General features: G+C 71.4%; 17 protein-coding genes. 6 read left to right on the top strand and 11 right to left on the bottom strand.

Going from position 1 to position 24,244, the window contains the following annotated elements; all coding sequences use genetic code 11:
• Nucleotides 1-88: 88 nt before the first annotated feature.
• The 3 genes from BM290_RS19245 to BM290_RS19235 form a co-directional block, all read right to left on the bottom strand.
• The gene (locus BM290_RS19245; protein WP_093615964.1) at nucleotides 89-1,159 is read right to left on the bottom strand and encodes a M35 family metalloendopeptidase; all 1,071 of its coding nucleotides are present in this window, start codon (nucleotides 1,157-1,159) and stop codon (nucleotides 89-91) included.
• A 237-nt stretch (nucleotides 1,160-1,396) separates the two neighbouring features.
• Entirely contained in the window at nucleotides 1,397-1,885 is a 489-nt protein-coding gene (locus BM290_RS19240) for a TIGR03618 family F420-dependent PPOX class oxidoreductase (protein ID WP_093615962.1), read from the bottom strand.
• Nucleotides 1,885-3,009, bottom strand: a complete 1,125-nt coding sequence (locus BM290_RS19235; RefSeq protein WP_093615960.1) for an FAD-dependent oxidoreductase — start codon at nucleotides 3,007-3,009, stop codon at nucleotides 1,885-1,887. The genes BM290_RS19240 and BM290_RS19235 overlap by 1 nt, the downstream gene beginning before the upstream one ends.
• 82 nt (nucleotides 3,010-3,091) lie before the next feature.
• Here BM290_RS19235 and BM290_RS19230 point away from each other — a divergent pair, with 82 nt between their 5' ends.
• Nucleotides 3,092-3,817: a TetR/AcrR family transcriptional regulator gene (locus BM290_RS19230; protein WP_093615958.1), complete on the top strand. Its 726-nt coding sequence runs from the start codon at nucleotides 3,092-3,094 to the stop codon at nucleotides 3,815-3,817.
• Nucleotides 3,818-3,919: 102 nt separating this feature from the next.
• Here BM290_RS19230 and BM290_RS19225 read toward each other — a convergent pair whose 3' ends face one another.
• The gene (locus tag BM290_RS19225) at nucleotides 3,920-4,966 is read right to left on the bottom strand and encodes a PQQ-dependent sugar dehydrogenase (protein ID WP_093616653.1); all 1,047 of its coding nucleotides are present in this window, start codon (nucleotides 4,964-4,966) and stop codon (nucleotides 3,920-3,922) included.
• A 140-nt stretch (nucleotides 4,967-5,106) separates the two neighbouring features.
• On the opposite strand from BM290_RS19225, the gene BM290_RS19220 reads away from it, so the two are divergent.
• Nucleotides 5,107-6,093 carry an SEC-C domain-containing protein gene (locus BM290_RS19220; RefSeq protein WP_093615956.1) on the top strand — a complete coding sequence of 329 codons (987 nt, stop codon included), beginning with the start codon at nucleotides 5,107-5,109 and terminating at the stop codon, nucleotides 6,091-6,093.
• 842 nt (nucleotides 6,094-6,935) lie between these two features.
• On the opposite strand, the gene BM290_RS19215 is transcribed toward BM290_RS19220, so the two are convergent.
• The 4 genes from BM290_RS19215 to BM290_RS19200 form a co-directional block, all read right to left on the bottom strand.
• Nucleotides 6,936-7,913 (bottom strand): Clp protease N-terminal domain-containing protein, encoded by a 978-nt coding sequence (locus BM290_RS19215; protein WP_177319793.1) that lies wholly within the window; start codon nucleotides 7,911-7,913, stop codon nucleotides 6,936-6,938.
• A 2,295-nt stretch (nucleotides 7,914-10,208) separates the two neighbouring features.
• On the bottom strand, nucleotides 10,209-10,580 hold the full coding sequence (locus tag BM290_RS49845; RefSeq protein WP_239143586.1) for a hypothetical protein: 372 nt from the start codon (nucleotides 10,578-10,580) through the stop codon (nucleotides 10,209-10,211).
• Nucleotides 10,581-11,516: 936 nt separating this feature from the next.
• Complete coding sequence (locus BM290_RS19205; protein ID WP_093615950.1) at nucleotides 11,517-13,160, bottom strand: serine/threonine-protein kinase; 1,644 nt, start codon at nucleotides 13,158-13,160, stop codon at nucleotides 11,517-11,519.
• Nucleotides 13,161-13,257: 97 nt separating this feature from the next.
• Entirely contained in the window at nucleotides 13,258-14,613 is a 1,356-nt protein-coding gene (locus BM290_RS19200) for a family 43 glycosylhydrolase (protein WP_239143585.1), read from the bottom strand.
• 52 nt (nucleotides 14,614-14,665) lie between these two features.
• Here BM290_RS19200 and BM290_RS19195 point away from each other — a divergent pair, with 52 nt between their 5' ends.
• Nucleotides 14,666-15,133: a peroxiredoxin gene (locus tag BM290_RS19195; protein ID WP_093615946.1), complete on the top strand. Its 468-nt coding sequence runs from the start codon at nucleotides 14,666-14,668 to the stop codon at nucleotides 15,131-15,133.
• 1 nt (nucleotide 15,134) lies between these two features.
• On the opposite strand, the gene BM290_RS19190 is transcribed toward BM290_RS19195, so the two are convergent.
• A complete protein-coding gene (locus tag BM290_RS19190) occupies nucleotides 15,135-16,226 on the bottom strand; it encodes an acyltransferase family protein (protein WP_093615944.1) in 1,092 nt (363 codons plus the stop codon).
• Nucleotides 16,223-17,236: an alpha/beta hydrolase gene (locus tag BM290_RS19185; RefSeq protein ID WP_203779395.1), complete on the bottom strand. Its 1,014-nt coding sequence runs from the start codon at nucleotides 17,234-17,236 to the stop codon at nucleotides 16,223-16,225. Before BM290_RS19185 ends, BM290_RS19190 begins: the two co-directional genes overlap by 4 nt.
• A 123-nt stretch (nucleotides 17,237-17,359) precedes the next feature.
• Here BM290_RS19185 and BM290_RS19180 point away from each other — a divergent pair, with 123 nt between their 5' ends.
• Complete coding sequence (locus tag BM290_RS19180) at nucleotides 17,360-18,508, top strand: sensor histidine kinase (RefSeq protein ID WP_093615940.1); 1,149 nt, start codon at nucleotides 17,360-17,362, stop codon at nucleotides 18,506-18,508.
• Nucleotides 18,509-18,740: 232 nt separating this feature from the next.
• Nucleotides 18,741-19,406: a response regulator transcription factor gene (locus tag BM290_RS19175; RefSeq protein ID WP_093615938.1), complete on the top strand. Its 666-nt coding sequence runs from the start codon at nucleotides 18,741-18,743 to the stop codon at nucleotides 19,404-19,406.
• A 15-nt stretch (nucleotides 19,407-19,421) separates the two neighbouring features.
• Here BM290_RS19175 and BM290_RS19170 read toward each other — a convergent pair whose 3' ends face one another.
• Nucleotides 19,422-20,786 carry a glycoside hydrolase family 10 protein gene (locus BM290_RS19170; protein ID WP_093616651.1) on the bottom strand — a complete coding sequence of 455 codons (1,365 nt, stop codon included), beginning with the start codon at nucleotides 20,784-20,786 and terminating at the stop codon, nucleotides 19,422-19,424.
• Between the two features lie 297 nt (nucleotides 20,787-21,083).
• Here BM290_RS19170 and BM290_RS19165 point away from each other — a divergent pair, with 297 nt between their 5' ends.
• Entirely contained in the window at nucleotides 21,084-24,242 is a 3,159-nt protein-coding gene (locus BM290_RS19165) for a LamG-like jellyroll fold domain-containing protein (RefSeq protein WP_093615936.1), read from the top strand.
• Nucleotides 24,243-24,244: the final 2 nt, after the last annotated feature.

Below are 24,244 nucleotides of genomic sequence, written 5' to 3'. Positions count from 1 at the left end.
CCCGCTCCCGCCGGGGCGTCGTTGATCGCGCCACGTCGCGCGGAGAAACTCGGGAACGGGCTGCCTGCCGGGGCGAGGTGGCCGTGGGTCAGCGGCTCTCGGCGAAGTACTCGTAGTTGTCGGCGTTGTCGACGGCGTTGGCCGGGTTCGACGCGGCGAGTTGCCGGGCCGCTGTCTGGCCGTACGCGTGGTCGTCGGTGCCGCCGTTGACGGTGAAGTGACTCGACTCGTGGATCAGCGTTCCGGCCTTCGAGTCGGTGCCCGTGGCGGGCGCCGTCCAGAACGCGTTGCACAGGTAGATGACGTAGGGCTGGTCCGGGTAGACGTAGGCGTAGTAATCCTCGTTGCTGGTGCAGTCGAGCGTGAGGGTCTTGCTGGTCAGCTCGCTGGTGATCTTGCTGTAGGCCGAGGTCACCCGGGTGAACCGGGACGAGCTGTAGGTGCCGAACCAGGTGGTGTAGGCGCCTCCGCCGGACGGGTTCGCCGCCAGCCAGGTCTGGGACTTCTGCGAGTACGTCGCGGCGTTGGTGACGGCCGTCTTCAGTGCGGTCTGCTCACTCGTCGTACAGCCGCGGTAGGTGATGCTGACCGCGGCGGCGGCGACTTTGACCTGCTCAGTGGTGGTCGGTGCGGCGCCGGCCGCCTTGCCGGCGCCGCGGATGCCGGCGCTGGTGCGGACGGTGGCGCGACCGGTGTCGACCCGGAGCGTGTCCCGGGCGGCCCGCACCCGGGTCGATGCCAGAGCGACGGTGAAGGTGCCCGGCTGCGACAGGTCGTAGTCGTCCGCCAGGTCCACGGTCACGGCGTACGCGCCACCGGCGGGAATGTGGGTGTAGTCGGCGGCGGCCGGCGCCGCGAGCTTCGCCAGCTTGCCTCGATAGGGCACCGGTACGCCGTCCCTGGTCACCGCCAGGACCGCGTGGGACGCGCGTGCCTGCGGCAGGTCCCGGGAGAGGACGTCGACCGCCGACGATGACGTGTTCCGCACCGTGACACGGACAGTGAGGGCGCTGCCGGTCACCTGGCCGATCTGGACGGTCGTGGTGAGGCCGGCGGCGCCGGCGGCGGCCACCGCGCTCGCCCCGGCGGCGGCGCCTGCCGGGATGGCTATCCCGACAGCGAGGCACGCTGCCCAGAGCGGACGTCGAGAGATGCGCACGTGGTCTCCCTTCTCAGCCGTCGACTCCCCTGCGTGAAGCGGCCTGGGGGCAGGGAAGTCTCGGCAAAGACATCAATACTTCTCTATCAGGATGATCCTCTCTCCGCGTCGATGAACTTCTCTCATCCCTGGTGGGTCATATCGCGCGGCCGGATCGCGGCGGGGCCGGCCACCGGGGTTCGCCGTCCTGGCAGCGCTCTGCTCCGTACGCTGGGGTCTGATCCGGTGGATGGGGCGTCATGGCGCCGTCTTTCCCGCCGCCGGGGAGTGCAGGATCTCGGCCAGGAAGGCGTCGTACTCCTCAGTGGCGCCGGGCGGGGGCTGCCATTGATAGTGGGCGGACTCGATGACCACCCGGAACAGGATGCGCCCGGGCATGTCGTTGTCCTGCGGATCGTTGTCCCCGCCGGTCGGCAGGGTCCGGTCGCGGTATTTCCGGAACAGATGCCGGAAGTGTTCCTCGGCGTCGTCGGTGGTCGGCGCCAGAGCGTGTCCGCGTAGCGTCGCGCATTCGTACGGGTTGCCGAGTGCGGTGACCGAGACGGTGACTCGTGGGTCCCGGATCAGGTTGCGAGGCCAGCCGCGGCCCTGCATGCCGTTCAGCAGGACGAGGTCGTCGCGCAGGTCGACCCAGGTCGGGGTCACCGACGGGCTGCCGTCGCGGCGCACGGTGGCGACGTGGGCGAAGTTGGGTCCGGTGAGCAGGTCTCTCAGCTTCTGGTCCATCAGTTCTGCTCACCGCCGGTGAGCAGGGCGAGCAGCCCGGTGGGGGTGTCGTCGCCGAACATCATGGCGAGGTTGGCGTCCGATTCGGCGGCGAACTGCTCGCTGCGGGGGAACAGGGCCCGCTCGTATTCGGTCAGGGCGGCCTCCGGATCGCCGGGGTGCGCGGCGATGGCTCTGCCGAGTTCGGAGCCGTCGTACATGGCGAGGTTGGCGCCTTCGCCGGCGAACGGGGACATCAGGTGGGCGGCGTCGCCGAGGAGCGTGACGCCGGGGATCCGGTCCCAGCGGTGGCCGATGGGCAGGGCGTTGATCGGGCGGAGTACGGGTGCGGTGTCGCTTTCGGTGATCAGGGCGGTCAGTTCCGGTGCCCAGCCGTCGAACTCGGCGGCCACCCGTGCGGTGGAGTCGGCGGCGTCGATGCCGGCGATCCATTCCGGGGGCTTGGACAGGGCGATGTAGGAGTGCAGGATTCCGCCTGCTTCGCGGTGGGCGAGGATGCCCTTGCCGGGTGCGAGGGCGAACAGCGCGCCGGCGCCGACGGCTTTCGCGGCGGCGGGGTGCCGTTCGTCGGCGTCGCGCAGCCAGGTCTCGATGAAGGTGATGCCGGTGTAGCCGGGTTGCGCGGGGGACAGCAGCGGGCGGATCTGTGACCAGGCGCCGTCGGCGCCCACGAGCAGATCGGTGGTGACGGTCGGACCGTGGGCGAAGGTCAGCTCGTGGCGTCCGCCGCCGAGCGGCTCGACCCGGGTCACCTTGTGGCCCCAGCGGATCGTGCCGGCGGGCAGGGACGCGAGCAGGATCCGGCGCAGGTCGCCACGCAGGACCTCGGGACGCCCGCCGGCGCCGTCGTCGGGTTCGTCGAGAAGCACGTTGCCGTGCCGGTCCAGGACGTGGGTGGCCTCGCCGCCCGGGTGGATGATCGCGCGGAACTCGTCGGTGAGCCCGGCGTCGGCGAGGGCGCGCTGGCCGTTGTACTCGTGCAGGTCGAGCTGGCCGCCCTGGGGCCGGGCATCGGCCGACGCGTCCGCTTCGTAGACGGTCGCGGCGATGCCGTGCAGGTGCAGGACGCGGGCGAGGGTGAGCCCGCCGAGCCCGGCGCCGACGATGGTGACTTCGGTGGTCATCGTGACTCCTCGGATCGCTCATTTCTGGTACGCGGTACCAGTAACAGATTGGTACGGCGTACCAGTCATGTCAAGATGGGGTATGACGAAAACGGTGCGGCGATCCGAGCAGGGCAAGGGTGCCCGGACGCGGGAGCGGATCATCGACGCGGCGGTCCTTCTGCTGGACGCCGACGGGGAAGCCGGGCTCACCTTCCGTACGCTTGCCATGCGGTTGGAAACCGGTCACGGCGCCATCCAGTGGCACTTCTCGACCAAGGGCGACCTGATCGCGGCGGCCGCCGACGTCGTGGTCGGCCGCGCCCTGACCGGCGCGGCTCCCGGCGCCGGCGCCGGCGCCCGCGAAGCGATCCGCGCCGTGGCACTGGCCGTCTACGACGTGATCGGGGCGCATCCGTGGGTCGGCGACCAGTTGGCCCGGCCGCCGTGGGCGGGGGCGATGCTGAAGATCTTCGAGCGCCTCGGCCGGCAGGTGGTGGCGCTCGGTGTTCCCGCGGAAGCCCGGTTCACCGCGACGTCGGCGCTGCTGATCCACATCGTCGGCGCCGGCCGCCAGGAAGCGATCAACTCCCACTCCCTGCAGGCGCGCACCGACCGGCAGGACTTCCTCGACGACCTGGCCGCGCACTGGGGGCAACTCGACGCCGGAGAGTACGCGTTCACCCGGACGATGGCCGACCAGCTCCGCGGCCACGACGACCGCGCCGAGTTTCTCGCCGGCGTCGATCTCGTCCTCGCCGGCATCGAGCACCTCGAGCACGCCGCGGCCGGTCACGTGCCCCGGCCGTCCACCCACGCACGGCGCTGACCGGCGATCACCTGGCCGATCGTGCCACGCCTGCATCGAACCGGCATGTGCCGGAGGGCGCCGCAGCACTGGTGCGGATCCGCCGGCCGCGGTGACGGGTCGTCACGGCGCGGGTGGGAAACGCAGGATCCGGTCGTCGGCCGCCGCCGGGGTGCCCCGGCCGTCCCGGTTGCTGGTGGTCACCCACAGGGCGCCGTCCGGGGCGCGTTCGACGGTACGCAACCGGCCGTACCGGCCCTGGAGCAGCGCGACCGGGGTGCCCGCGCCACCGGCGCCGTTCAGCGGGACCGACCACAGCCGCTGGCCCCGCAGCGCGGCGACGTAGAGGGTCTGGCCGTCGATGGCGGCGCCGCTCGGTGACGCCTCGGCGGTGCTCCACACCACGATCGGGTTCCGGAAACGGGTGTCGGTGCTGGTGCCCTCGACCGTCGGCCAGCCGTAGTTCCCGCCCGGGACGATCAGATTGACCTCGTCCCAGGTGTTCTGGCCGAACTCGGCGGCATACAACCGGCCCTGCGCGTCCCAGGCCAGACCCTGCGGGTTGCGGTGGCCGAGGCTGTAGACCAGTGAGCCGGGGAACGGATTGCCGCTCGCCGGGACACCACCGTCCGGGCGCATCCGCAGGATCTTGCCGTTGCGGCTCTGCTGGTTCTGCGCGTTCGACGTCACCCCCGCGTCGCCCACCGTGGCATACAGCATGCCGTCCGGCCCGAACGCGATCCGGCCGCCGTCGTGGATGCTCGCCCGGGCCAGGCCGCTCAGGATCACCTGCTGGCTGCCCGGCGTGTCCAGACGGAACCGGGTGATCCGGTTGTCGGAGGCCGAGGTGAAGTACACGTACACCAGATTGTCCTGCTCGAACGTCGGCGAGACGGTAAGGCCGAGCAGACCGGCCTCGCCGGTGGGGGAGACCCCGGCGATCGTGGTGACGGTGACCGGCGCACTCCCCGGACGCACCCGCAGGACGCGGGCGCTGGTGCGCTCGGCGACGAGCGCGCTGCCGTGGGGCAGGAAGCCGAGGCCCCACGGGACGGTCAGCCCGGTGGCCACGACCTGGGGATCGGTCAGGTCGGGTTCCAGCGCGGCGGCGGCGTGCGGGGCGGCCAGCAGAGCGGCGCCCAGAGTCAGCGCGGTGAGCGTGCGGAACATGTACACCTCCCATTAATCGGCGCATATCAATCTAGTTCGCCACGCGAGTTGTCGCGAATTGAGCCGAATCCGCCGTCTGTCCCTCGCTGAAGTGATTCAGATCAACAGCGCTGCGCGGCCGTCCGCAGTAGCGTGGCGGCGTGTCCTTGAAAGCAGATCTGACCAGCGCCGACCTCAATGAGATCCGGCAGTCCGCTCTCGGCGCCGCCGACCCGCTCGGTGTGGCCGCTGACCTGGCCGACGCCGCTCGCGACGGGCGCCTCGCCGACCCGCAGGATGCCGGCCTAGCGCTGACCCTCGCCGCGGAGATCGCCGAGAGCCGCTCCAAGCTCGACGCGGCGCTGCGATACGTCGACGGAGCCTTGGAGGCGTACGGCAAACGCGACGACAGTCCAGCCGCCGGAGCGCGCGCGCTCCGGGCACGGATCCTGTTCCGCGCCGGTCGCGGCGATGAGGCGTTCGCCGAGATCGAGCCACTGCGCCCGCTGCTCACGCAGTATCCGGATGCCCCCGCCTACATCACCGCGGCCCTGGCGGTCGGCAATCGCGGCCGTGAGGCGGAGACGTGGCTGACCGAGGCGGTGCAGGAGGTGCTGGCCGAGCGCGGCGCCACCGAGCCGGCCGACGCCGACGACGCCGGAGTGCTGTTCTTCCTGCTGCAGCAGCGCCACCGGTTGCGGCACGCGCTGGGCCGTCAGCACGACACCCACGACAACCTGGCCGAGCGCCTGGAGACCAGACTGGCGAACGCGTCCGCCCGCGCGGCGACCGCCCCCGCCGAGGACCTGGTGTTCTGGCCCCGGCCGGAGTTCGACCGTCTGGCGAAGCAGACCGAGGTGTACGGCGCGACCTGGGACGAGCACCGCGCCCGCCTGGAGCGCGAACTGGTCCGCCTGGCCGGCACGGGCCGCGCCGATCTGGCCGTGTTCCCCGGCTCGGTCGACGCGCTGACCAGGCAGGCCGGAGTGGGCGGCGATCCGGTGACAGGGGAGAACCGTTCCGCCTACGCCACCACGCTCGCCACCGGCGCCGCCCGCATCCCGTGGCCGCCGGAGCGCAACGGCTCCTGCTGGTGCGGGTCGGGCCTCAAGTACAAGAAGTGCTGCCTGCCTCGGTCCCGCAGCTGACGATTCTCTGACGAAGCGGCGGGCAGGCTTGGCCGCCGCTTCGTCTCGTCCGCCGGCTGCCGGGCAGCGGACGAGCCGTCGCGGGTCCTGCCACCTGGGCAGGCCACGATCGCGCTCAGTTTGTGGGTCGGCCCCCGTTCGGCCGTCTTCCTCTTCCTCGGCCGGGATCGGCGGGCTTGCGGCCCAGCGATTCGTCCGGCGGTTTCCTTCCCGGCGCCTGAATCACCGGTGCGAGCGGGTTCACCGCTGCGGTCGCCGATGCGCTCGGCCTTCGGATCGTCACCCACACGCTGGCCCGAGCCATGCTTACACGGTGCGCGCCTCTCAGCGCGGCCGCCCCTGGTCCTGTGGCTTCTTGGTCGGCCCTGGTCCTTCGGCTTATTGGCCGGCCCTGGTCCTGTGGTTTTCCGGCTGGGTCTGTTCTTGCGGCTTCTTGGCCGGCCCTGGTCCTACTGCCTTCCGGCCGGCCCTGGTCCCGCGGCCTTCCGGCCGGCCCTGGTCCCGCGGCCTTCCGGCCGGCCCTGGTCCCGCGGCCTTCCGGCCGGCCCTGGTCCCGCGGCCTTCCGGCCGGCCCTGGTCCCGCGGCCTTCCGGCCGGCCTCGGCCCGGCAAGGCGCGAGGGGTAAGGACTCTTCAGGGAGCTGCGAAGCGCCATCGTTTCCCGGCCACTGCCGACGAGCGTGTGTCCGCACGGGCCTCCCGAGACGAGCGGGTTTCAGCCGCGAGCCACGCGAGGGGATCCGCGGTGGCAGGTCCGTCAGCCCCTTCGTCGAGGTGAGCCGGCGCACTTCTTGCCGCTTCGACCGACGACCTGCCCCACCCAGGCGCCCGGCGGCTCCCCGCTCATGCGCCGCTTCCGACCGGGACGGGGGTCCGTGCCGTGAGCAGGGGATACCCGCCCACCGCGCGCAGCACACGAGCGGCCCGCGTCCCCGGATGCGCGGTGAGCGCCTCCAGCAGCGCGGCCGTGTCGTGCGGACGCCCCGGACCATGCCGCAGCAGGCTCCTCAGCGGCACCTCGTCATCGCCCGGTTCGGTTGCCGCCGCCGCGACCAGCTCGTCCCGGTCCACCCCGGCAAGCAACCGGCGGATGCCGTCGTAGAGTTCGGCGGCGCCGCCGGTCAGATGCGGATAGGCCTCGGCCACCTCGAACGTCGTGACCATCGCAAGCAACACATCATCGGTACGGGTCACCCGGCCGTGCCGCTTCGCGACGTCGTCGGCTTCCAGCGAGGCCCACAGGACAGGATCGGCCGCGTAGTTGACGTTCGCCCTCGTGAACAGCGAGATCAGAAAGTCACGTGGGCCACGCCCGCGGTACTGCTGCCGCCCGATCAACCTGTCCCGAACCGCCCCCAGCGCCTCCGGGAGCCGCTCCGTGCGCCCTGGCAGCTGCCCGGTCCTCAGCGCCCGCCGCACCGCTTCGACATCAGCCCCGCAGAACCGCAGCAGAGTCACCGCCCCCGTACCCGGATCGTCGAGAATGGTCGCCAGCAACTGCTGCGAAGTGCGCTTACCCGAGTGGTACGCGGCACACCGCACCAGCGCCGCACGCAGCCCCGCGGTGAGCGCCAGCGACTCGTGTCCCCGGATGACCGCAGCCACCGGCGGCGCCGGCCCGTCACCGATCACCCGTTCCCGAAGCACCGCCCGAAGCACGGCCGGCGTGATGTCGAAGACCCCCAGCAGCTCCGTGATCTCCGGCGCGGCGACGGCCATCCCCGCCAGCAGATGAACCGTGCCGAGCTCCTCACGGGCAGCAGCCCGGGCAGAGGCGAGAACTGCGGGAAACCGGTCATCCCCGGTGAACGTGACAGCCATGCAGAGAAGGCTATGGACCCCGGCCACCAGGCACTTCTGCCTACGAGCCGAACTCGCCTCTACCAAAGGGCATAGTCCCGCCTCCCACCCGGCAACCCTCCCCGGGCCGGCTCGCCCTCGGAGAGCGGCGGGCCCGACAACTCGCAGGCGCTGCCAAGCGTCTCCCGGCACCCGCTCCCGAGTCTGGGCCGTTACAGAACGAGACGGCAATGAGCGTGGTGACGGCAAGAATACGAACCGGCATATGCAAACCCTTGCAAGAACTGGAGCTTGATCGCACCAGCCGCGACGCAGGAAACAATGCAGAAGAAAGAAAACGGTCATCATAATTAACGCCGGCCATCGCACAGAAACCACCACAAGCCTTGCCCGAAACGCACCCGCCGAGTGAAACCGCCACCCACGCCCTGCACCGACCACACGAATTCATCAAAATTCCACCGCGAGCCGCTCAGGGAGCCCGAGGTCGGCACACCCGCCGCGACCAGAATCGAGACCAAGGCGATCCGGCCGATGCGACAGCCGTGGCGGCACACGACGGTTCGTTGTTGTCGGCCGGTGGTGCAGGCGGCGGGCAGTCGCCGAGCCCCAACCGATGAGGCCGATGAGACCGATGAGTTTGCGGAATCCACCGCTGCCGCGGGTCTCCGGTCGCTCCCGGCAGCCGACCGGCGTCTTCGTGAGCAGTGGGTCGCCCATCGAGGGCAACCATCTCACCGGTACGGCGGCAACGGTGGAGATCGACTGGTGGTGGCCGCCGGCTGACCGGCCACAGTGGTGAAGGCGGCCCGTCCTGGTCCTGCCGCCGTGGTGAAGCTGGCCCGTCCTGGTCCTGCCACAGTGGTGAAGTCGGTCCGTCCTGGTCCTGCCACAGTGGTGAAGGCGGCCCGTCCTGGTTTTGCCGCCGTGGTCGACGGTGCAGCCCAACCCACCGTCGTTCGCACTGGTTTGCTCGTAGCAGTGAGGTGGCCAGCGGAGAACACACCACTGGTGGCAGGCCTCGACCGCCGGTGGTGAACGTTCGTTCGACTATGGTCATGACTGGGCTGGCCAGCGGAAATCCTGCCGCAGCGACGGAAAGCGAAGCCGATGGGCCGATCGCAGTGGCGCAACTGGCCGGCCTGCGGACTGCGGTAGCCGGAACCGTGACCACCGAGTCGGCCGAACCCCTCGCGACCAGCGCAGTGGTGGTTATGGGTATCGCAGCTCTGCGAGCGACTGTGGGGGTGACCGTCGGCGCTGATCTGGTGGTGGCCGCCACTGACGCAGCTGTCGGCCAGGTCGCTGAAGGCGGCTCAGGGATCTTCCAAGATGGCGTCGTCGGTCGAGTCGCGGCGGCCGGCGTGGGCTGGACCGCTGCGGTCGCCGATGCCGCTGGCATCGCGGCCATGGCTAACTCGATGGACGGACCGCAGGCGGTTGCCGCACTTGGTGGCGCGGGAACGTCGGCGGTTGCCGCACTTGGTGGCGCGGGAACGTCGGCGGTTGCCGCACTTGGTGGCGCCGGAACGTCGGCGGTCGCCGCATCTGGTGGCGTCGGAAGGCCAGTGGTTACCGCACTTGGCGGCGCGGAAACGTGGGCGGTCGCCGCATCTGATGGCGTCGGAACGTCGGCGGTCGCCGCATCTGGTGGCGTCGGAAGGCCGGTGGTTGCCGCACTTGGCGGCGCGGAGACTTCGGCGGTCGCCGCACCTGATGGCGCAGGAACGTCGGCGGTCGCCGCACCTGGTAGCGCCGGAACGACTGCTGCCGGCGAACTGGTGGGTGAGGGGTCAGCCGCCACGGCGGGCGCCGAAGCCCGCAAAAGCGCTGCCTCTGGCGGCAGGCCATCCCTCCGCGCAGCCGCAGCCCCTCGCGGCCCTGGGACCAAAGGAAGCCGTCGCGGTCCGGCGCCTGACGAAGCCGGTCGCGGCGGTGGAGGCGACGGAACTGGTTGTGGGCCTGGAACTGAGCGAGCGTGTGGTGCGTCGGGAGCCGACGGGGCGTGCCGCGCCCCCGTGAACGATGGAGCCGCCGGGTGAAGGCGGCGTAGCTTCTCGGCGTGACGGCGCTGCAAACCCCAAGCGCGGCGCTTCTCGTGATCGCGGCGGAATTCTTCACGCTCCGCAGAATAGTTACGAGACGCGGTTCGGTTGCGTATCGAGGCGATTTCCGCCCTGCTGAACAGCGACCCCTGAACCATGCACGAATTATGCTCCACCCCGATCGGCAACTGTCAGTGTTCGATCATGCCAAAATCCGCTCCGGAATTCTTGAACCGAAGGCTGGAAAAGGTGAGTCGCGCGGATGAGAGAATCAGCCCTGACAGCGATATTCCACCTGTGTGCCGACCTGGAGCGGTGACGGTTCGATGATGTTGACGGTGGCGGTTTCGGTGGCTTTGCCTGTGCCGCTGAACGTCCATGCGAGGGTGAGGGCCGCGGTGCGCTGGCCGCTTCCGACCTGTTCGGTGAGGATCGCGCCCGGTGGAGCGTCCGAACGGAACCACTGGTAGCGGATCACCCCGCTCCGGCCGTTGGTGCGAACGGTGGCGACCACGTCGACGGTGACATCGCAACGGTTCCCGGCGGGCTGGGGGACCGCCACGGTGACGCCCTCCACCTCCAGAGGGCTGAGCCGCTGCCAGATGTAGAAGCCGACCACCCCGATCAGCACGAGAGTCAGCAAACTGGAGACCAGCGATACCAACCTGCGCCAGATCGGACGCTTTCGGCGGGCCGCGGTCCCCGCCGGCCAGGCGGGAGCACCCGCGGGAGCCGCCGGCACCCCTGGGCCGAACCGGAGCTCGTTCTGGGCACGAACGGTCGGAACCGAGCCGTCGACCGGCGAAGTCGGAGGGTGGTAGGCCGTCGGTTCCGGCCCGGCCGGATGCGTGGGAAGGTCGGCGGGCCCGAGGCTGACGGTCTGACCCGGATCGCCGAGGCCGACCGCCGATGGACCGAGATGAACGGTGGCGTCTCCGAACGAAGCCGTCGGCTGCGGGGGATTTCCCATCGATTGCCCGAGATACGCGGTGGGTTGCCCAGAATTTGCGGCGGCCTGTCCGGCAGCTTGACCGAGATGGCCGGTGGCCCCGCCGAACTGGTTGGCGGCTTGGCCGTAGGAGGAGCCAGGCGGGCCCGGCTGGGCCACGAAATGGCCGGACTGCGGTGAGGACTGGCCGAAGTGAGCGGTGGCGTCGCCGTAGTGGACGGTGGGCCCGCCGGGTTGAGCGACAGGCTGCCCCGACTGCGCAGCGGACTGACCAGCCTGGGCGACAACGTGGCCCGGTGGAACGGCAGGCTGACCAGGCTGAGCGACGACTTGACCTGAGTGGACGCCAGGCTGACCCGGGTGGGCGCCAGGGTGGCCAGGGTCGGCGGCGGGCCGGCCGGGATAGGCGGCAGGCCGGCCCGGAAGGGTCGGCCGGCCGGGGTCGGGGGCGGGCTGGGCGGTGGCATCCGGCTGGGGGAGGGGAGTGCCCAGATACACCGTGGGACCCGGCAGGTCCGCGGCCGCCCAAGGGTCGTCCGGGGCCGGCATGGCCGGGTCGTCGAAAGGCTCCTCCGGGCGGTTCACTCCGCCGCTCCCCGGTTCGTCACCTGCGTGGGCACCGGCGCGCTCCTAACCAGGGGTGCAGTAGTTGTTGAGGGTCACGTACGCGGTGGACGCCGATCGCCCGGTGTTCTTCGCGGCGTCGACGGCGACGACGGTGATCGGGATGCGGGTGGTCGTCTTCGGGCCGGGCAGCGGACCCAGCGTCCCCTGGAAACGGCCCCGCCCGATCGACGTCATCCCGACGGAGCCGGTGGACCCGTTCAACGTGTAGCGGAACGTGACGGTGAGATCTCCCGCCGCGCTCACGTCGTCGGTGACGGTGACGGCGACGGCGCTGGACCGGTAGCCGTACGGGCAGCTCTCCCCTTCGATGACCGCCGGGTTGGCGCTGACCGTCCCGACCGTGGGCGCCGTCGTGTCGGCCGGGGTGGGTGAGGTGCTCACCGAGGGGCTGGGCGACGCCGGAGCCGACTTGCTGGGCGTCACGGACGGCGACTTGCTGGGCGTGCTGCCGCCGCCGGTCGGCGAGGAGGAGACAGGGGGGTCCGACGGTGAGGGGCCGGCCGTGACGGACGGCCCGGCCGATACGACCGGCGGTGTGACGCCCGGCGGGGCGGCCGCCGGAACGGGTGAGGGAGAGGCGGGGGCCACCGGCCCGCCCGAGACGACGGTCTCCTCCTCGGCGGCCGACGCGTACTGGTAACCGGCTCCGCCGATCAGCAGGGCCACGATCACCGCGCCGCCGGCGACCGCCGCCCAGGTCCGGTTGCTCCGAGCGCTGCCCGCGGTGGCCCCGAGCGTCGTGGTGGCGACCGCGGTGGCGCCGGCGTTGCCGTCCGGGAACGGCCACAGCGCGGCCAGCAGCGCGGCGCGGCGGGCGAGTTCCCGCAGCCCGCGGTCCTCCCAGTCCGCGCCGTAGGCGGCGCCGGCCACCTGTTCCAGGATCTCCAGGAAGGCGAGCGCGTGCGGCGGCCGGTCGCCGGGCTGTTTGGCCAGGCCGTGCCGGAGCAGGTCGTGCACCGGCTCGGGGGCGGGGTCGGTCGGGATGGGCGCGTTGGTGTGCTGCTCGTGGAGGGCGAAGAGGTTCGCCCCGTCGTACGGCGGCCGCCCGGTGAGGCATTCGAAGAACGTGGCGGTGGCGGCATAGATGTCGCAGGCGGGGGTGGCGGGCGCGCCGGTCCACTGCTCGGGGGCCATGTAGCGGGGTGTGCCGGTGACGACGGTGCCGGTGCCCTGACCGACCGGCGTGGCGATGCCGAAGTCGGCGAGTTTGCTCAGCCCTTCACCGGTGACCAGCACATTCTCCGGCTTGTAGTCGCGGTGCACGACACCGTGGGCGTGGGCGGCGGCGAGCCCGGAGAGGGAGCCTTTCAGGACCGTGAGCGCCGCCTCGGGGGTGGTGGGGCCGTGCTCGCGCAGCATCTGCCGCAGCGACACCCCGTTGACCAGCTCCATCACGATCGCCGCGCCGTCGGCGGACTCGACGTACTCGTACAGCCGGGAGACGTTGGGGTCGTCGATCTCGCCGAGCAGCTGGGCCTCGCGCCGGAACGCGGCCCGGAACGCGGCCTCGTCGCCGAGCACGTGGGTCAGGTACTTGATCGCGACCGCGGTGCCGGTCTCGTCGTGGGTGGCGAGCACGACGCTGCCGGACGCGCCGGAGCCGAGCCCGCGAACAGTCGTGTAGCCGGTCAGCTCCCAGCTGCTCATCGAAGAGACTCCACCGTTCAGGGGCGGATGCCTACCTCCGCCGCGCCGCTCATTCTGGTCGCGACCAGGCTAGTAGGCATCCGCACATCGGGTGTTTTCAATGAGCCGAAGAGGCCACGTCGATCGCGTCGATCTCCGCGTAGTTGGCGCCCTTGGCGTACGAGATGAGGTTGTCTCCGGCCCGCAGCGTCACCTGCCGTTCGCTGACCTGCCAGTTGTCCCAACCGGTGACCGGATAGTCGACGCTGCCGGCAGCCGCGCCGTTGACGGTGAGGCGGTGGCTCGCCGCGCCCCCGTCGGACCCGTTGGCGTAGCGGGTGGAGAGCCGGTATTCACCGCCGCGGGGGACACGGACGGTGAAGGAGACCCGGCTGTCGTCGAAGTCGATCCCGCCGACCACGGCGCCGTTGCTGGCGCCGCCGGCCGCGTACCGGGCGTTGGCCCGCGCGAAGTCGGCGTCCTCCGCCTCGTACCGGATGGCGGCGCCCTCGACGACCGGCCGTCCGTCGAGCCAGTCGAGTCGCCGCGAGTACATCGCCCGGTACTCGAACCCGGCGTTCCAGCCGTGGAAGACGATCCGGTCACGCCCGTCCGGTCCGGTCACCACGTCCTGGCCGCCAGGCCCGCGGACCGCTCCGGCGAACGCGTCGGTGGTCATCAGCGGCGAGGCGGCCTTGGTGTACGGCCCGCGCAGCCGGTCGGCGGTGGCGTAGCTGCTCACATAGCTGCCGTTGCCGAAGAAGTTGGCCGAGTAGAACAGCACGTACCGGCCGCCGCGCTTGACCAGCGTCGGCGCCTCGACGAGGGTGCCCTCGAACGGCTTGTTCTGCTTGATCAGCGGGGTCTCCGCGCCGACCCGGCGCAACCCGTCGGCGCTGACCTGCTGCAGGCGCAGCCAGGTGTCCTGCCGGCAACAGTTGCCGTCGTTCTTCCACAGGAGGTAGCGGCGCCCGTTCTCGGTGTACGACGACGCGTCGATGGCGCCGCCGATCTCCGGGGTGCAGACCAGCGCGGTGTCCTGCGGGGTGAACGGCCCGCCCGGCGTGGTGGCGGTGGCCGCGCCGATGCACTGCTTGCCGGACGCGTCGTCGTGCGCCGTGTACCACATCACGAAACTGCGCGGCCCGGTGGCGAACACCTCGGGCGCCCAGACGCCGCGGTCGCCGGTGCCGCCGGGCGGGAAGGTCCAGTCCGGGTCGACCCAGGCGCCCAGCTCGGGCAGCGCGTCGCTCTCCTGCACGGTCCAGCTGACCAGGTCGGTGGAGGTGGCCCACCGGATGTTCCGGCCGTCGCTGTTGGTGGCGTAGGCGTAGTAGGTGCGGCCGACCTTCATCACGTCCGGGTCGGCGAAGTTCTGATCGATGACCGGCCCGGATCCGGCGGGCGCTGCCGGGGCGGCCAGCGGGGCGGCGGCCATGACCAGAGCCGCGAGGACGGCGGGGAGATGGAGCACGTGACCTCCACGTAGGTGTCGGTGGTGAGGAGATCGCCGTACCCTCGTCGGGGTGAGCATCGGCAAGGGCGACCTCGCGCCCGATTTTGAACTCCAAGACCAAAATGGCACAACCCGGCGGCTGAGCGAGCTGGTCGCCGGCGGCCCCGTCGTCCTCTTCTTCTACCCGGCCGCGATGACCCGTGGCTGCACCGCGGAGGCCTGTCACTTCCGTGACCTGGCCGCCGAATACCGGGCGGCAGGCGTCCAGCGGGTCGGCATCAGCAAGGATCCGGTGGAGAGGCAGAGGGAGTTCGCGGAGGCGCACTCCTTCGACTACCCGCTGCTCTCCGATCCGGACTCGGCGACCATCGAGGCGTACGGGGTGCGGCGCAAACTCAGTCTCGGCTCGCTGAGCACCAAGCGGATGACGTTCGTGATCGGGACCGACCGCCGGATCCTCGACGTGATCCACAGCGAGCTCGACATGAACCAGCACGCCGCTGACGCGTTGCGGGTGGCGAGCGCGGCCACCGCCTGAGTCACTTCTCGAAGCGGTGGAAGGCCGAGCAGAGCCCGGCCAGGACGAGGGCGAAGACCGGAAGCCAGAGCAGACGGTGTACGGGCCACGCCCCGGCCGGCTCGTCGAGCAGTCCCGGCAGCGGCCCGGCGAGCAGCCCGGCGAAGCTGACCAGCAGCAGCGCGCTCTGGTGCCAGCAGTACACGGTCATCGCCGCCAGGTTGAGCCCGGCGACCGGCGCCCACACCGCCGGCCGCCGCAGCCATCCCGCGAGCCGGTCCCGGACCAGCAGGAACGCGCCGAGCTGCGCGGCCGCCAGCGCCAGGGCGAACAGCGACGGCGGGTCGAGATTGGACCAGCCGTCGCCGGGCACCCCGACCGCGCTCGCCGGATAGCCGGCCAGCAGCACCAGCGCCGCCCCGGCGGCGACACCCGCCGGCAGCAGCACGAGACCGGTCCGGCGCGGCAGGACATCGCGGGCAAGAGCCATGCCGAGCAGGTACGGCACAGCCCAGCCACCCACCGTCGCGACCGGGTGCAGCCACGCCGCCGTGCCGAGGTGCCGGGCCACGTCGCAGCACACGACGAGCGCCACCGGGGGCAGCAGCGACCACAGTCCGTAGCGGCTCACGGCGGCCCGCAGCAGCGGCGAGAGCGCGGTCAGAGCGATGAGGACCAGGAGAAACCACATCGGGTGTACGAGCAGCGACCGCACCACGTGCAGGGTGCTGTCCGGCGCCCCGGTGACAGTCAGCAGCAGCCAGGCGGGCAGCCACACCGCCGCGAGCACCGCCACCGGCCGGGCCAGCCGGCCGAGCCGGGCGCCCAGCCACGACAGGTTGCCGCCGGTCCGGCTGCCCCGGGCGGCCGCGTAGCCGCCGGCGAAGAAGAACAGGCCGAGGGTCTGCAGCAGCCACGTCGCCGGGATCAGCGCGGGCCGGCCCTGCAGCGGGCTCGCGCCGTGCCACGCCGACGGCCGCGCCGGGTCGCTGACGATCGCCGAGACCAGCCAGTGCCCGAGGACCACGCCGAGGATCGCGACGGCCCGCAGCGCGTCGACGGTCCGGTCCCGGTGCGCCGGGGTGGCCGCGGCGATCCGTGCGGCGAGGCTCATGACAGTCCTCCGGCGACCCGGGTGAGCGCCGCCAGCGAGTCGGTGCCCGGCGACAGGTAGTGGTCGTGGTCGTGGACATCGGCGGCGGGGAACGGGCGGGCGCCGAATCCCGGGTCGGACGGCGCCGTGCCGTGCCCCAGCCCGAGCATGTGCCCGGCCGGCAACCAGCCGACCCAGTCCCGCTCGCTGAGGCCGGCCCACACCCGCGCGCCGGTCCGCAGCGCGGCGACGTCGTCCACGCCCATGCCGGGGCTGCCGAACACCGCGATGTCGGTCACCCGCGGGCTGAGCCGGGGCGCGGCGTGCCCGATCACGGTGGACCCGTAGCTGTGCCCGAACAGCGCGATGGTGGCCTGCGGGCGGACCGCGACCAGCCCGTCCACGAACGTCACCAGCGCGTCCGCGCCGGTCTCGGCCAGGTTCGCGCGGGCGGCCTCGTCGGCGCCCTGCGGCGTGTCGTAGCCGAGCCAGGCGATCACCGCGAGATCGTCCGAGGCCGCGGCCCGTCGCAGGTCGGCGGCCCACACCGCCGGTGAGCGGTACGCCTGGCCGCCCACACCGCGCCAGAAGTTCTGCAGCCGGTTGCGCATGCCCGGCACCAGCACGACGATCCGCCGCGCGGTCGTCAGGTCGCCGGACACCTGGGCCACCCGGCCCCGGCCGCGCGGATCGAAGAGCAGGAAGTCGCCGTCCGGCCGGTCGATCCCGGCCGCGAGCATGGCCCGCCGGTTCGCCTCGTACCGCAGCGCCGGCGGGGCGCCGTCCAGGTTGCCGACCACCCCCGGGTGCGCGGCGGCCAGCGCGTGCCGGTCGCTGTCGGACCGGCCCGCGAACCAGTCCCGGGCCGCCACCGGATCCGGCGGGTACGGGTACTCGGCCCGCCACGCGGCCACCCCGGGCGGGGGCGGCGCCGACGCGGTGGCGGGCGGGGCCAGGACCGAGCCGGCGGCCGGCGCCAGGATGACCGCGGTCACCGCCAGGATCGTCCGCAGCCGCTTGATCAGATTCATGGCCATCACGGTGCCGGGGCAGCGGCGCCGTCACATCGGCCCGTGGATCACAGTGAAGGTGGCCCGCGGGCGTAGTCCCCGGAGCCGATGCCCGCCCGATCTTGCGTCGATACAGTCGGCCGCATGTCCACCGTACGAAGCCGGATCGGCGCCGTGCTCGCCTGGATCGGCGCGCTGCTCTTCCCGCTCGCCCTGTTCACCGCGACCAACATGCAGGGCGGCAGCGGGCTCCTGAACGGGCTCGCCCTCGTCGCGGCGGTGTTCCTGCCGATCCCGCTGGCCCGCCGATCGCCGGCGGCGGCCCTGTCCGTGCTGCTCGCGGGTGGTGGGACCGTCGCCGTGCTGGCCATCTCCGGCAACGTCCCGGCGCGGGCGGTGCTTTTCGTCTTCGCCGTCTTCGCCGACATCATGGCCGGCAACGTGGCGGCCACCAGGAGCCGGCGGGTGTCGATCGGGGCCGCCGTGGTCACCGCGACGGTCCAGGTCGCGCTGGTCCTGCTCTTCGAGAACGGCGGCGACCTGACGACGATCCCCACCCTCCTGATCCTCGGCGTCGTCACCGCCTGGGTGGTCGGCGACTCGGTGCGGCAGCGCCGCCGGCACGCCGAGGTCCAGCGGGAGCAGGCCGAGGCCCGGGCGGTGGAGGCGGAGCGGCTGCGGATCGCCCGCGAGCTGCACGACATGGTCGCGCACAGCATCGCCGTGATCGCCGTGCAGGCCGGGATGGGCCGGCGGGTCATCGACACCCAGCCCGCGGAGGCCCGGACGGCACTGGCGAACATCGAGGAGACCAGCCGGGACACCGCGGCGGCGCTGCGCCGGATGCTGGGCTCGCTGCGGCGTACCGATGCGGGCTCCGGCGCCGCGCCCCGGGATCCGGCGCCCGGCCTGGCCGACCTGGACGGTCTGGTGGCCCGCAGCGCGCAGGCCGGTGTGGAGGTCGGCCTGCGCCGCGACGGCGATCCGCGGCCGTTGCCGCCGGACATCGATCTGTCCGCCTACCGGATCGTGCAGGAGGCGGTGACCAACGTGATCCGGCATGCCGGTGTCGGCCGGTGCGACGTCGCGGTCCGGCAGGACGCCGGTACCCTGACCATCGAGATCAGCGACGACGGGCACGGCGCGAGCGGCAGCACCGACGGCAGCCGCAACGGCATCACCGGCATGCGCGAGCGGGTCAGCCTGCTCGGCGGCGAGTTCGACGCCGGCCCGCGGCCGGAGGGCGGCTTCCGGGTCCGCGCCCGCATCCCTCTGCCGGAGGCGGCCCGATGACGACAGCGAAAGCCACCCGGATGACAGCTGCGCGGACCAGGGGAGCGGCGGGAGGCGCGGGGGAGCCGGTTGCCGGGACGGCGGAAGGCGTGCGGGTAAGGACCGCGGGAGTGGCGGGAGGCGCGGGGGAGCCGGTTGCCGGGACGGCGGAAGGCGTGCGGGTAAGGACCGCGGGGCCGGCGGAGGGCGTGCCGGGGACGGCCGGGTGCGCGGTGCGGATCGGGGGCGGGCGGTGACCATCCGGGTGGTGCTGGCCGACGATCAGCCGCTGATCCGCAGCGCTCTGCGGGTGCTGATCAACGACGCCGCCGACATCGAGGTGGCCGGCGAGGCGGCCGACGGCGCGGAGGCGGTCCGCCTGGCCCGGGAGCTGCGGCCGGACGTGATCGTCATGGACATCCGGATGCCGGTGATGGACGGCATCGAGGCCACCGGGCACGTGACGGCCGGTCCGGAGCCGGCCAATGTGCTGGTGCTCACCACGTTCGACGACGACGAGTACGTCTACGCCGCGCTGCGTGCCGGGGCCAGCGGTTTCCTCGTCAAGGACATGGCGCTCGACGACATCCTGGGCGCGGTCCGGGTGGTGGCGGGCGGGGACGCGCTGATCGCCCCGAGCGTCACCCGCCGCCTGATCCACCAGTTCACCGCCGCGGCGGCCCCCGCGCGCCCACCGGCCCGCCGCCGCCCGGACGACACGATCACCGAGCGGGAGCGGGAGGTGCTGACGCTGGTGGGCCGCGGCCGGTCGAACGCCGAGATCGCCGGTGACCTGCACATCAGCCCGGCGACGGCGAAGGCCCACGTGGCCCGGCTGTTCACCAAGCTGGACGCCCGGGACCGGGTGCACCTGGTGATCATGGCGTACGAGATGGGCCTGGTCACCCCACCGGAGTGACCAGGCCCGGACGGTTCAGGAGGTCCGGCAGGTGAGCGTCGGCCAGGTCCAGTTGCCGCCGTGCTGGACGGTGAACCCGAACGAGTTGCCGTTGCCGTTCGGCCGCCCGGTCATCACGTTGCCGCTGGAGTCCCAGGTGGCGGCGACGTTCCAGGTGGCGGTGATGCGCTGCGGCGAGCTGACCGTCACGGTGACGATCCAGTTGCTGCTGCCGGTGACGGTGACCTGGCCGTTGAAGCGGTCGTTCCACTTCTGGCCCTCGCTGTAGGTGGCCGTGCAGCCGCCGCCACCGGGGTCGGTGGACGGGCTGGTGGACGGGCCGGGCGACGACGGGCCGGGCGACGACGGGCTGGGGTTGGTGGGCTGCCCGGTGTTCAGCTGGGCGAGCACCGCGTCGTACGCCGCCTTCTTCTGCCCGTTGCCGTTGAACAGCAGCGGGGTGCCGGAGGCGCGCCACGAGTCGCTGTCCCGCACGCCCCACACGGTGATGCCGGTGCAGCGGGACACCGCCTGGCAGGCCTGGACGATGCCGCGGTACTGGTCGGCCTGGCTCGACCCGGAGCCCTCGATGTCCAGCTCGGTGATCTGCACGTCGACACCCAGGTCGGCGAAGTTCTGCAGGGTGGTGTGGTAGTTGCTGGGCACCGGGTTGCCGGAGTTGAAGTGGGCCTGGAAGCCGACGCAGTCGATCGGCACGCCGCGGGACTTGAAGTCCTGGACCATCCGGTAGACGGCCTGCGTCTTCGCGTGCGACCAGTTGTCGGTGTTGTAGTCGTTGTAGCAGAGCTTGGCGTCCGGGTCGGCGGACCGGGCGGCCCGGAAGGCGGCCTCGATCCAGTCGTTGCCGGTGCGCTGCAGGTTGGAGTCGCGGCGGGCGCCGGAGGAGCCGTCGGCGAAGGCCTCGTTCGCCACGTCCCACGCGTAGATCTTGCCGCGGTAGTTGGTGACGACCTTGGTCACGTGGTTGAGCATCGCCTGCCGCAGCGACGAGCCCTCCATCCGCTGCATCCACCCGGGCTGCTGGGAGTACCAGGCGAGAGTGTGGCCGCGGACCCGCTTGCCGTTGCTGATCGCCCAGTTGACGATCTGGTCGCCGGAGCCGAACGAGAACTGCCCCTGGTTGGGCTCGGTGGCGTCGGGCTTCATCTCGTTCTCGGCCGTGATCATGTTGAACTCACGGTTCGCGATGGTCGAGTACTGCGAGTCGCTCAGCCGGCTGCCGGCGATAGCGGTGCCGAAGTAGCGGCCCCGCTCGGCGGCGGAGGCGCCCAGCGTCGTGCCGGCGCTGGAGGTGCCCTGCCACAGGATCGCGGTGCCCGCCGTCATGGCGACGACGATGCCGGTGACGGCGGCGGCGCGCCAGCTTCTCTGTCTGTTCATCGGGGGATGAGCCTCCTCGGCCACGGGGAACGGGCTACCGAAACTTACGGAAAGCTATCGGTAATTAGACGGCATCCTACGTGGACTTTTTCGCTGCAGATAGACGTCACTCGCTGAAAAGTGAGCGGAAGATTATCGAAACTATCGATGGAAAATCCGTTATGCCGGAGGGCGCGCCGGAGTCGGTGGTGGCGAGATCCGCGCGAACGTGTCCGAAGCTGTTTTCTTCTGTTGACTTCATGCATGCAAATAGTTCAGTGTGTTTGCAATGTGCCGTTGATCGAAGGGAAACAATCGATGCCGCGATTGCCCTGGAGGCCGTTGCTCCTCGCTGTCCTCCTGGTCCTCTCCAGCCTTGCCGTGCCCGCCGGCCCCGCCTCGGCCGCCGCGCCCGTGCACGGCCTCAAGGGCGAGTACTTCCGGATGTCCGCCCCGGGCGCCCGCGACTTCGCCGAGCTCGGCGGGATCGTCCTCGACCCGAACATCGACCTGCCCGGCCTGGCCGGCGCCTTCGAGTCGCTGACCGGGCGCACCGAGCACACCACCGCCCGCTGGACCGGGAAGATCACCGCCCCGGCCACCGGCGACTACACGTTCTCGATGATCGGCGACAACGGGTTCCGCCTCCTGATCGACGACCGGCCGGTGATCGACCACTGGGTCGGCGACTGGGACCGCGAGCAGGTCAGCGCCCCGGTGCCGCTGGTGGCCGGGGAGGCGCACGCCGTACGCATCGAGATGTTCCAGGACGTCGGCGGCGCGAACCTGTTCCTGCGCTGGTCGGGCGCCGGTCTCGACAAGCAGATCGTGCCGGAGAGCGCTTTCACGCCGCCGGACGGCTTCCAGATCTTCCCGGTCACGTTCACCGTCCAGCCCGACGGCCGGACGCTGATCGCCGACTTCGACGCGACCGTGGACCGCCTCGGCACGCTCGCCGAGCACCTCAGGGTCGAGGTCGACACCACCCCGTTCCCGATCGAGGGTGTCCGCAAGAGCCGCGACAAGGTCGTCGTCACGCTCGCCGAGAAGGTGCAGAAGAACCAGAAGGTCCGGGTCGGCTACGACGGAACCGGCGGCCTGGTCGTCGGCGGCGAGACCGTCCCGCAGGTGATCCGCTCCGCGGCGAACACCTCCACGCACCGGCTCACCACGCCCTGGGGCGACCGGGTCGACGAGCGCAACCCGCTGCCGGAGTACCCGCGACCGCAGCTGATCCGCAAGGACTGGCTCAACCTCAACGGGCAGTGGGAGTTCGCCGGAGCCGAGGCCGGTGAGCAGCCGGTCTTCGGGCAGCGACTGGCCGAGCGGATCACCGTCCCGTTCCCGGTCGAGTCGCAGCTGTCCGGCATCGAGCGGCGCGAGGACCACATGTTCTACCGCCGGCTCGTCACCGTCCCGCACGGCTGGACCGGCAAGCGGATCAAGCTCAACTTCGGCGCGGTCGACTACCAGGCCAAGGTCTGGGTCAACGGCACGCTGGTGACCGAGCACACCGGTGGCTACACGGCGTTCACCGCCGACATCACCGACGCGCTCAAGCGACACGGCCAGCAGGAGATCATCGTCGGCGTCACCGACGTGACCGGGCCGAACCAGCCGAAGGGCAAGCAGTCGCTCAACCCGGGCGGCATCGTCTACGAGCCGTCGTCGGGCATCTGGCAGACGGTCTGGCTGGAGCCGGTCGTCGCCGCCGGGATCGACGGGATCGTCACCACCCCGGACGTCGCCACGGGATCGGTCAAGGTCAAGGTCGACTCCACTTCGACCAGGGCTGCGACGATCACCGTCAAAGACAAAAAGGGCAGATCTGTTGGTACGGCCACCGGCCCCGCCAACACCGACCTCACCGTCAAGATCGCCAAGCCGCGTCTGTGGAGCCCCGACGACCCCTACCTGTACGACGTCGACGTGAAGCTGGGCGGCGACACCGTCCGCGGCTACTTCGGGTTGCGTGCGGTGGCCGTACAGAACATCGGTGGTTTTCCGAAGTTGACCTTGAACGGAAAGCCGATCTTCTCGCTGGCCACCCTGGACCAGGGGTTCTGGCCGGACGGCCTCTACACCCAGCCCAGCGACGCCGCCCTCCGGTTCGACCTGGCCGAGACCAAGAAGCTCGGCTTCAACGCGGTCCGCAAGCACATCAAGGTCGAGTCGGCCCGCTGGTACCGGCACGCCGACGAGCTGGGCCTGCTGGTCTGGCAGGACTTCGTGTCGGCCGACATCAACAGCGCCGCCGGCCAGGAGGCGTTCCTCAGCCAGGGCCGGGAGATGATGCGCCAGCTGCACAACTTCCCGTCGATCATCGGCTGGATCGTCTTCAACGAGGGCTGGGGCGAGTGGGACCGCACCGCGACCGGCCAGATCGCCACGCAGATCAAGTCCGAGGACCCGTCCCGGATCCTCAACGCGCACAGCGGCGTCAACTGCTGCTCGTCCAAGGGCGACTCCGGCAAGGGTGACGTGATCGACCATCACGACTACGTCAACAACGACCCGGCCTACCCGGACGCCACCCGCATCGCGATGGACGGCGAGCACGGCGGCTTCACGCTGCGCACCCCGGGGCACATGTGGCCCGGCCCGCCGGCCGTCATCTACAGCGGCGTCGCCGACAAGGCGGCCCTGACCGCCAAGTATGTCGACAACACCGAGCGCTACTACCTGGAGGCGGCCGCCAACGAGCTGTCCGGCTCGGTCTACACCCAGATCACCGACCTGGAGACCGAGCTCAACGGCCTCTGGACCTATGACCGCCGGGAGATCAAGGTCGACCCCGCGGCGGTACGGGCGGTCAACGCCAGGGTCATCGCGGCCGGCGCGGCGTCGGGGCAGGCCCGCACCTACCCCGGCCACGGCGACTGGAGCCTGGACGAGGGCAGCGGCACGACCGCCCGCGACAGCGGCGGCGACAGCCACCTGACCCTGACCGGCAACACCACGTGGACGCCGGGCGTGACCGGGTCGGCGCTGAAGTTCGACGGGGACGGCGACTACGCCGACACCGCCGCGCCGGTTCTCGACACCACGAAGGACTACACGATCGCGGCCTGGGTCACGCTCGACAAGCTGCCGGGCAACTACGCCACCGCGGTCAGCCAGGACGGCCGCCGCACCGAGAACCCGTTCTACCTGCAGTACGGCCAGGGCGCCTTCGCCTTCAGCACCCCCGGCGGCAACCGGGCCCGGCTGGTGACGACACCCGAGCTGAACCGCTGGTACCACCTGGCCGGCGTCCGTGACCACGCCACCGGCCAGATCCGGCTCTACGTCGACGGCGCCCGGGCCGCCACCGTGGCGGCCGGGCCCGACGTGGTCGGCACCGGGCCGCTGTCGGTGGGCCGGGCCAAGTACGCCGGCAACCGGGTCGACTTCTGGTCCGGCTCCGTCGACGGCGTGCACGCCGTCGACCGGGCCCTGACCGACGCCGAGGTCACCGCCCTCTACACCGCCCGCTGATC

This window comes from Actinoplanes philippinensis (assembly GCF_900113015.1).
GTDB classification, from domain to species: Bacteria; Actinomycetota; Actinomycetes; order Mycobacteriales; family Micromonosporaceae; genus Actinoplanes; species Actinoplanes philippinensis.
Note: the sequence above shows the minus strand (reverse complement) of the source record. Positions and strands in the feature narration are given on the sequence as shown.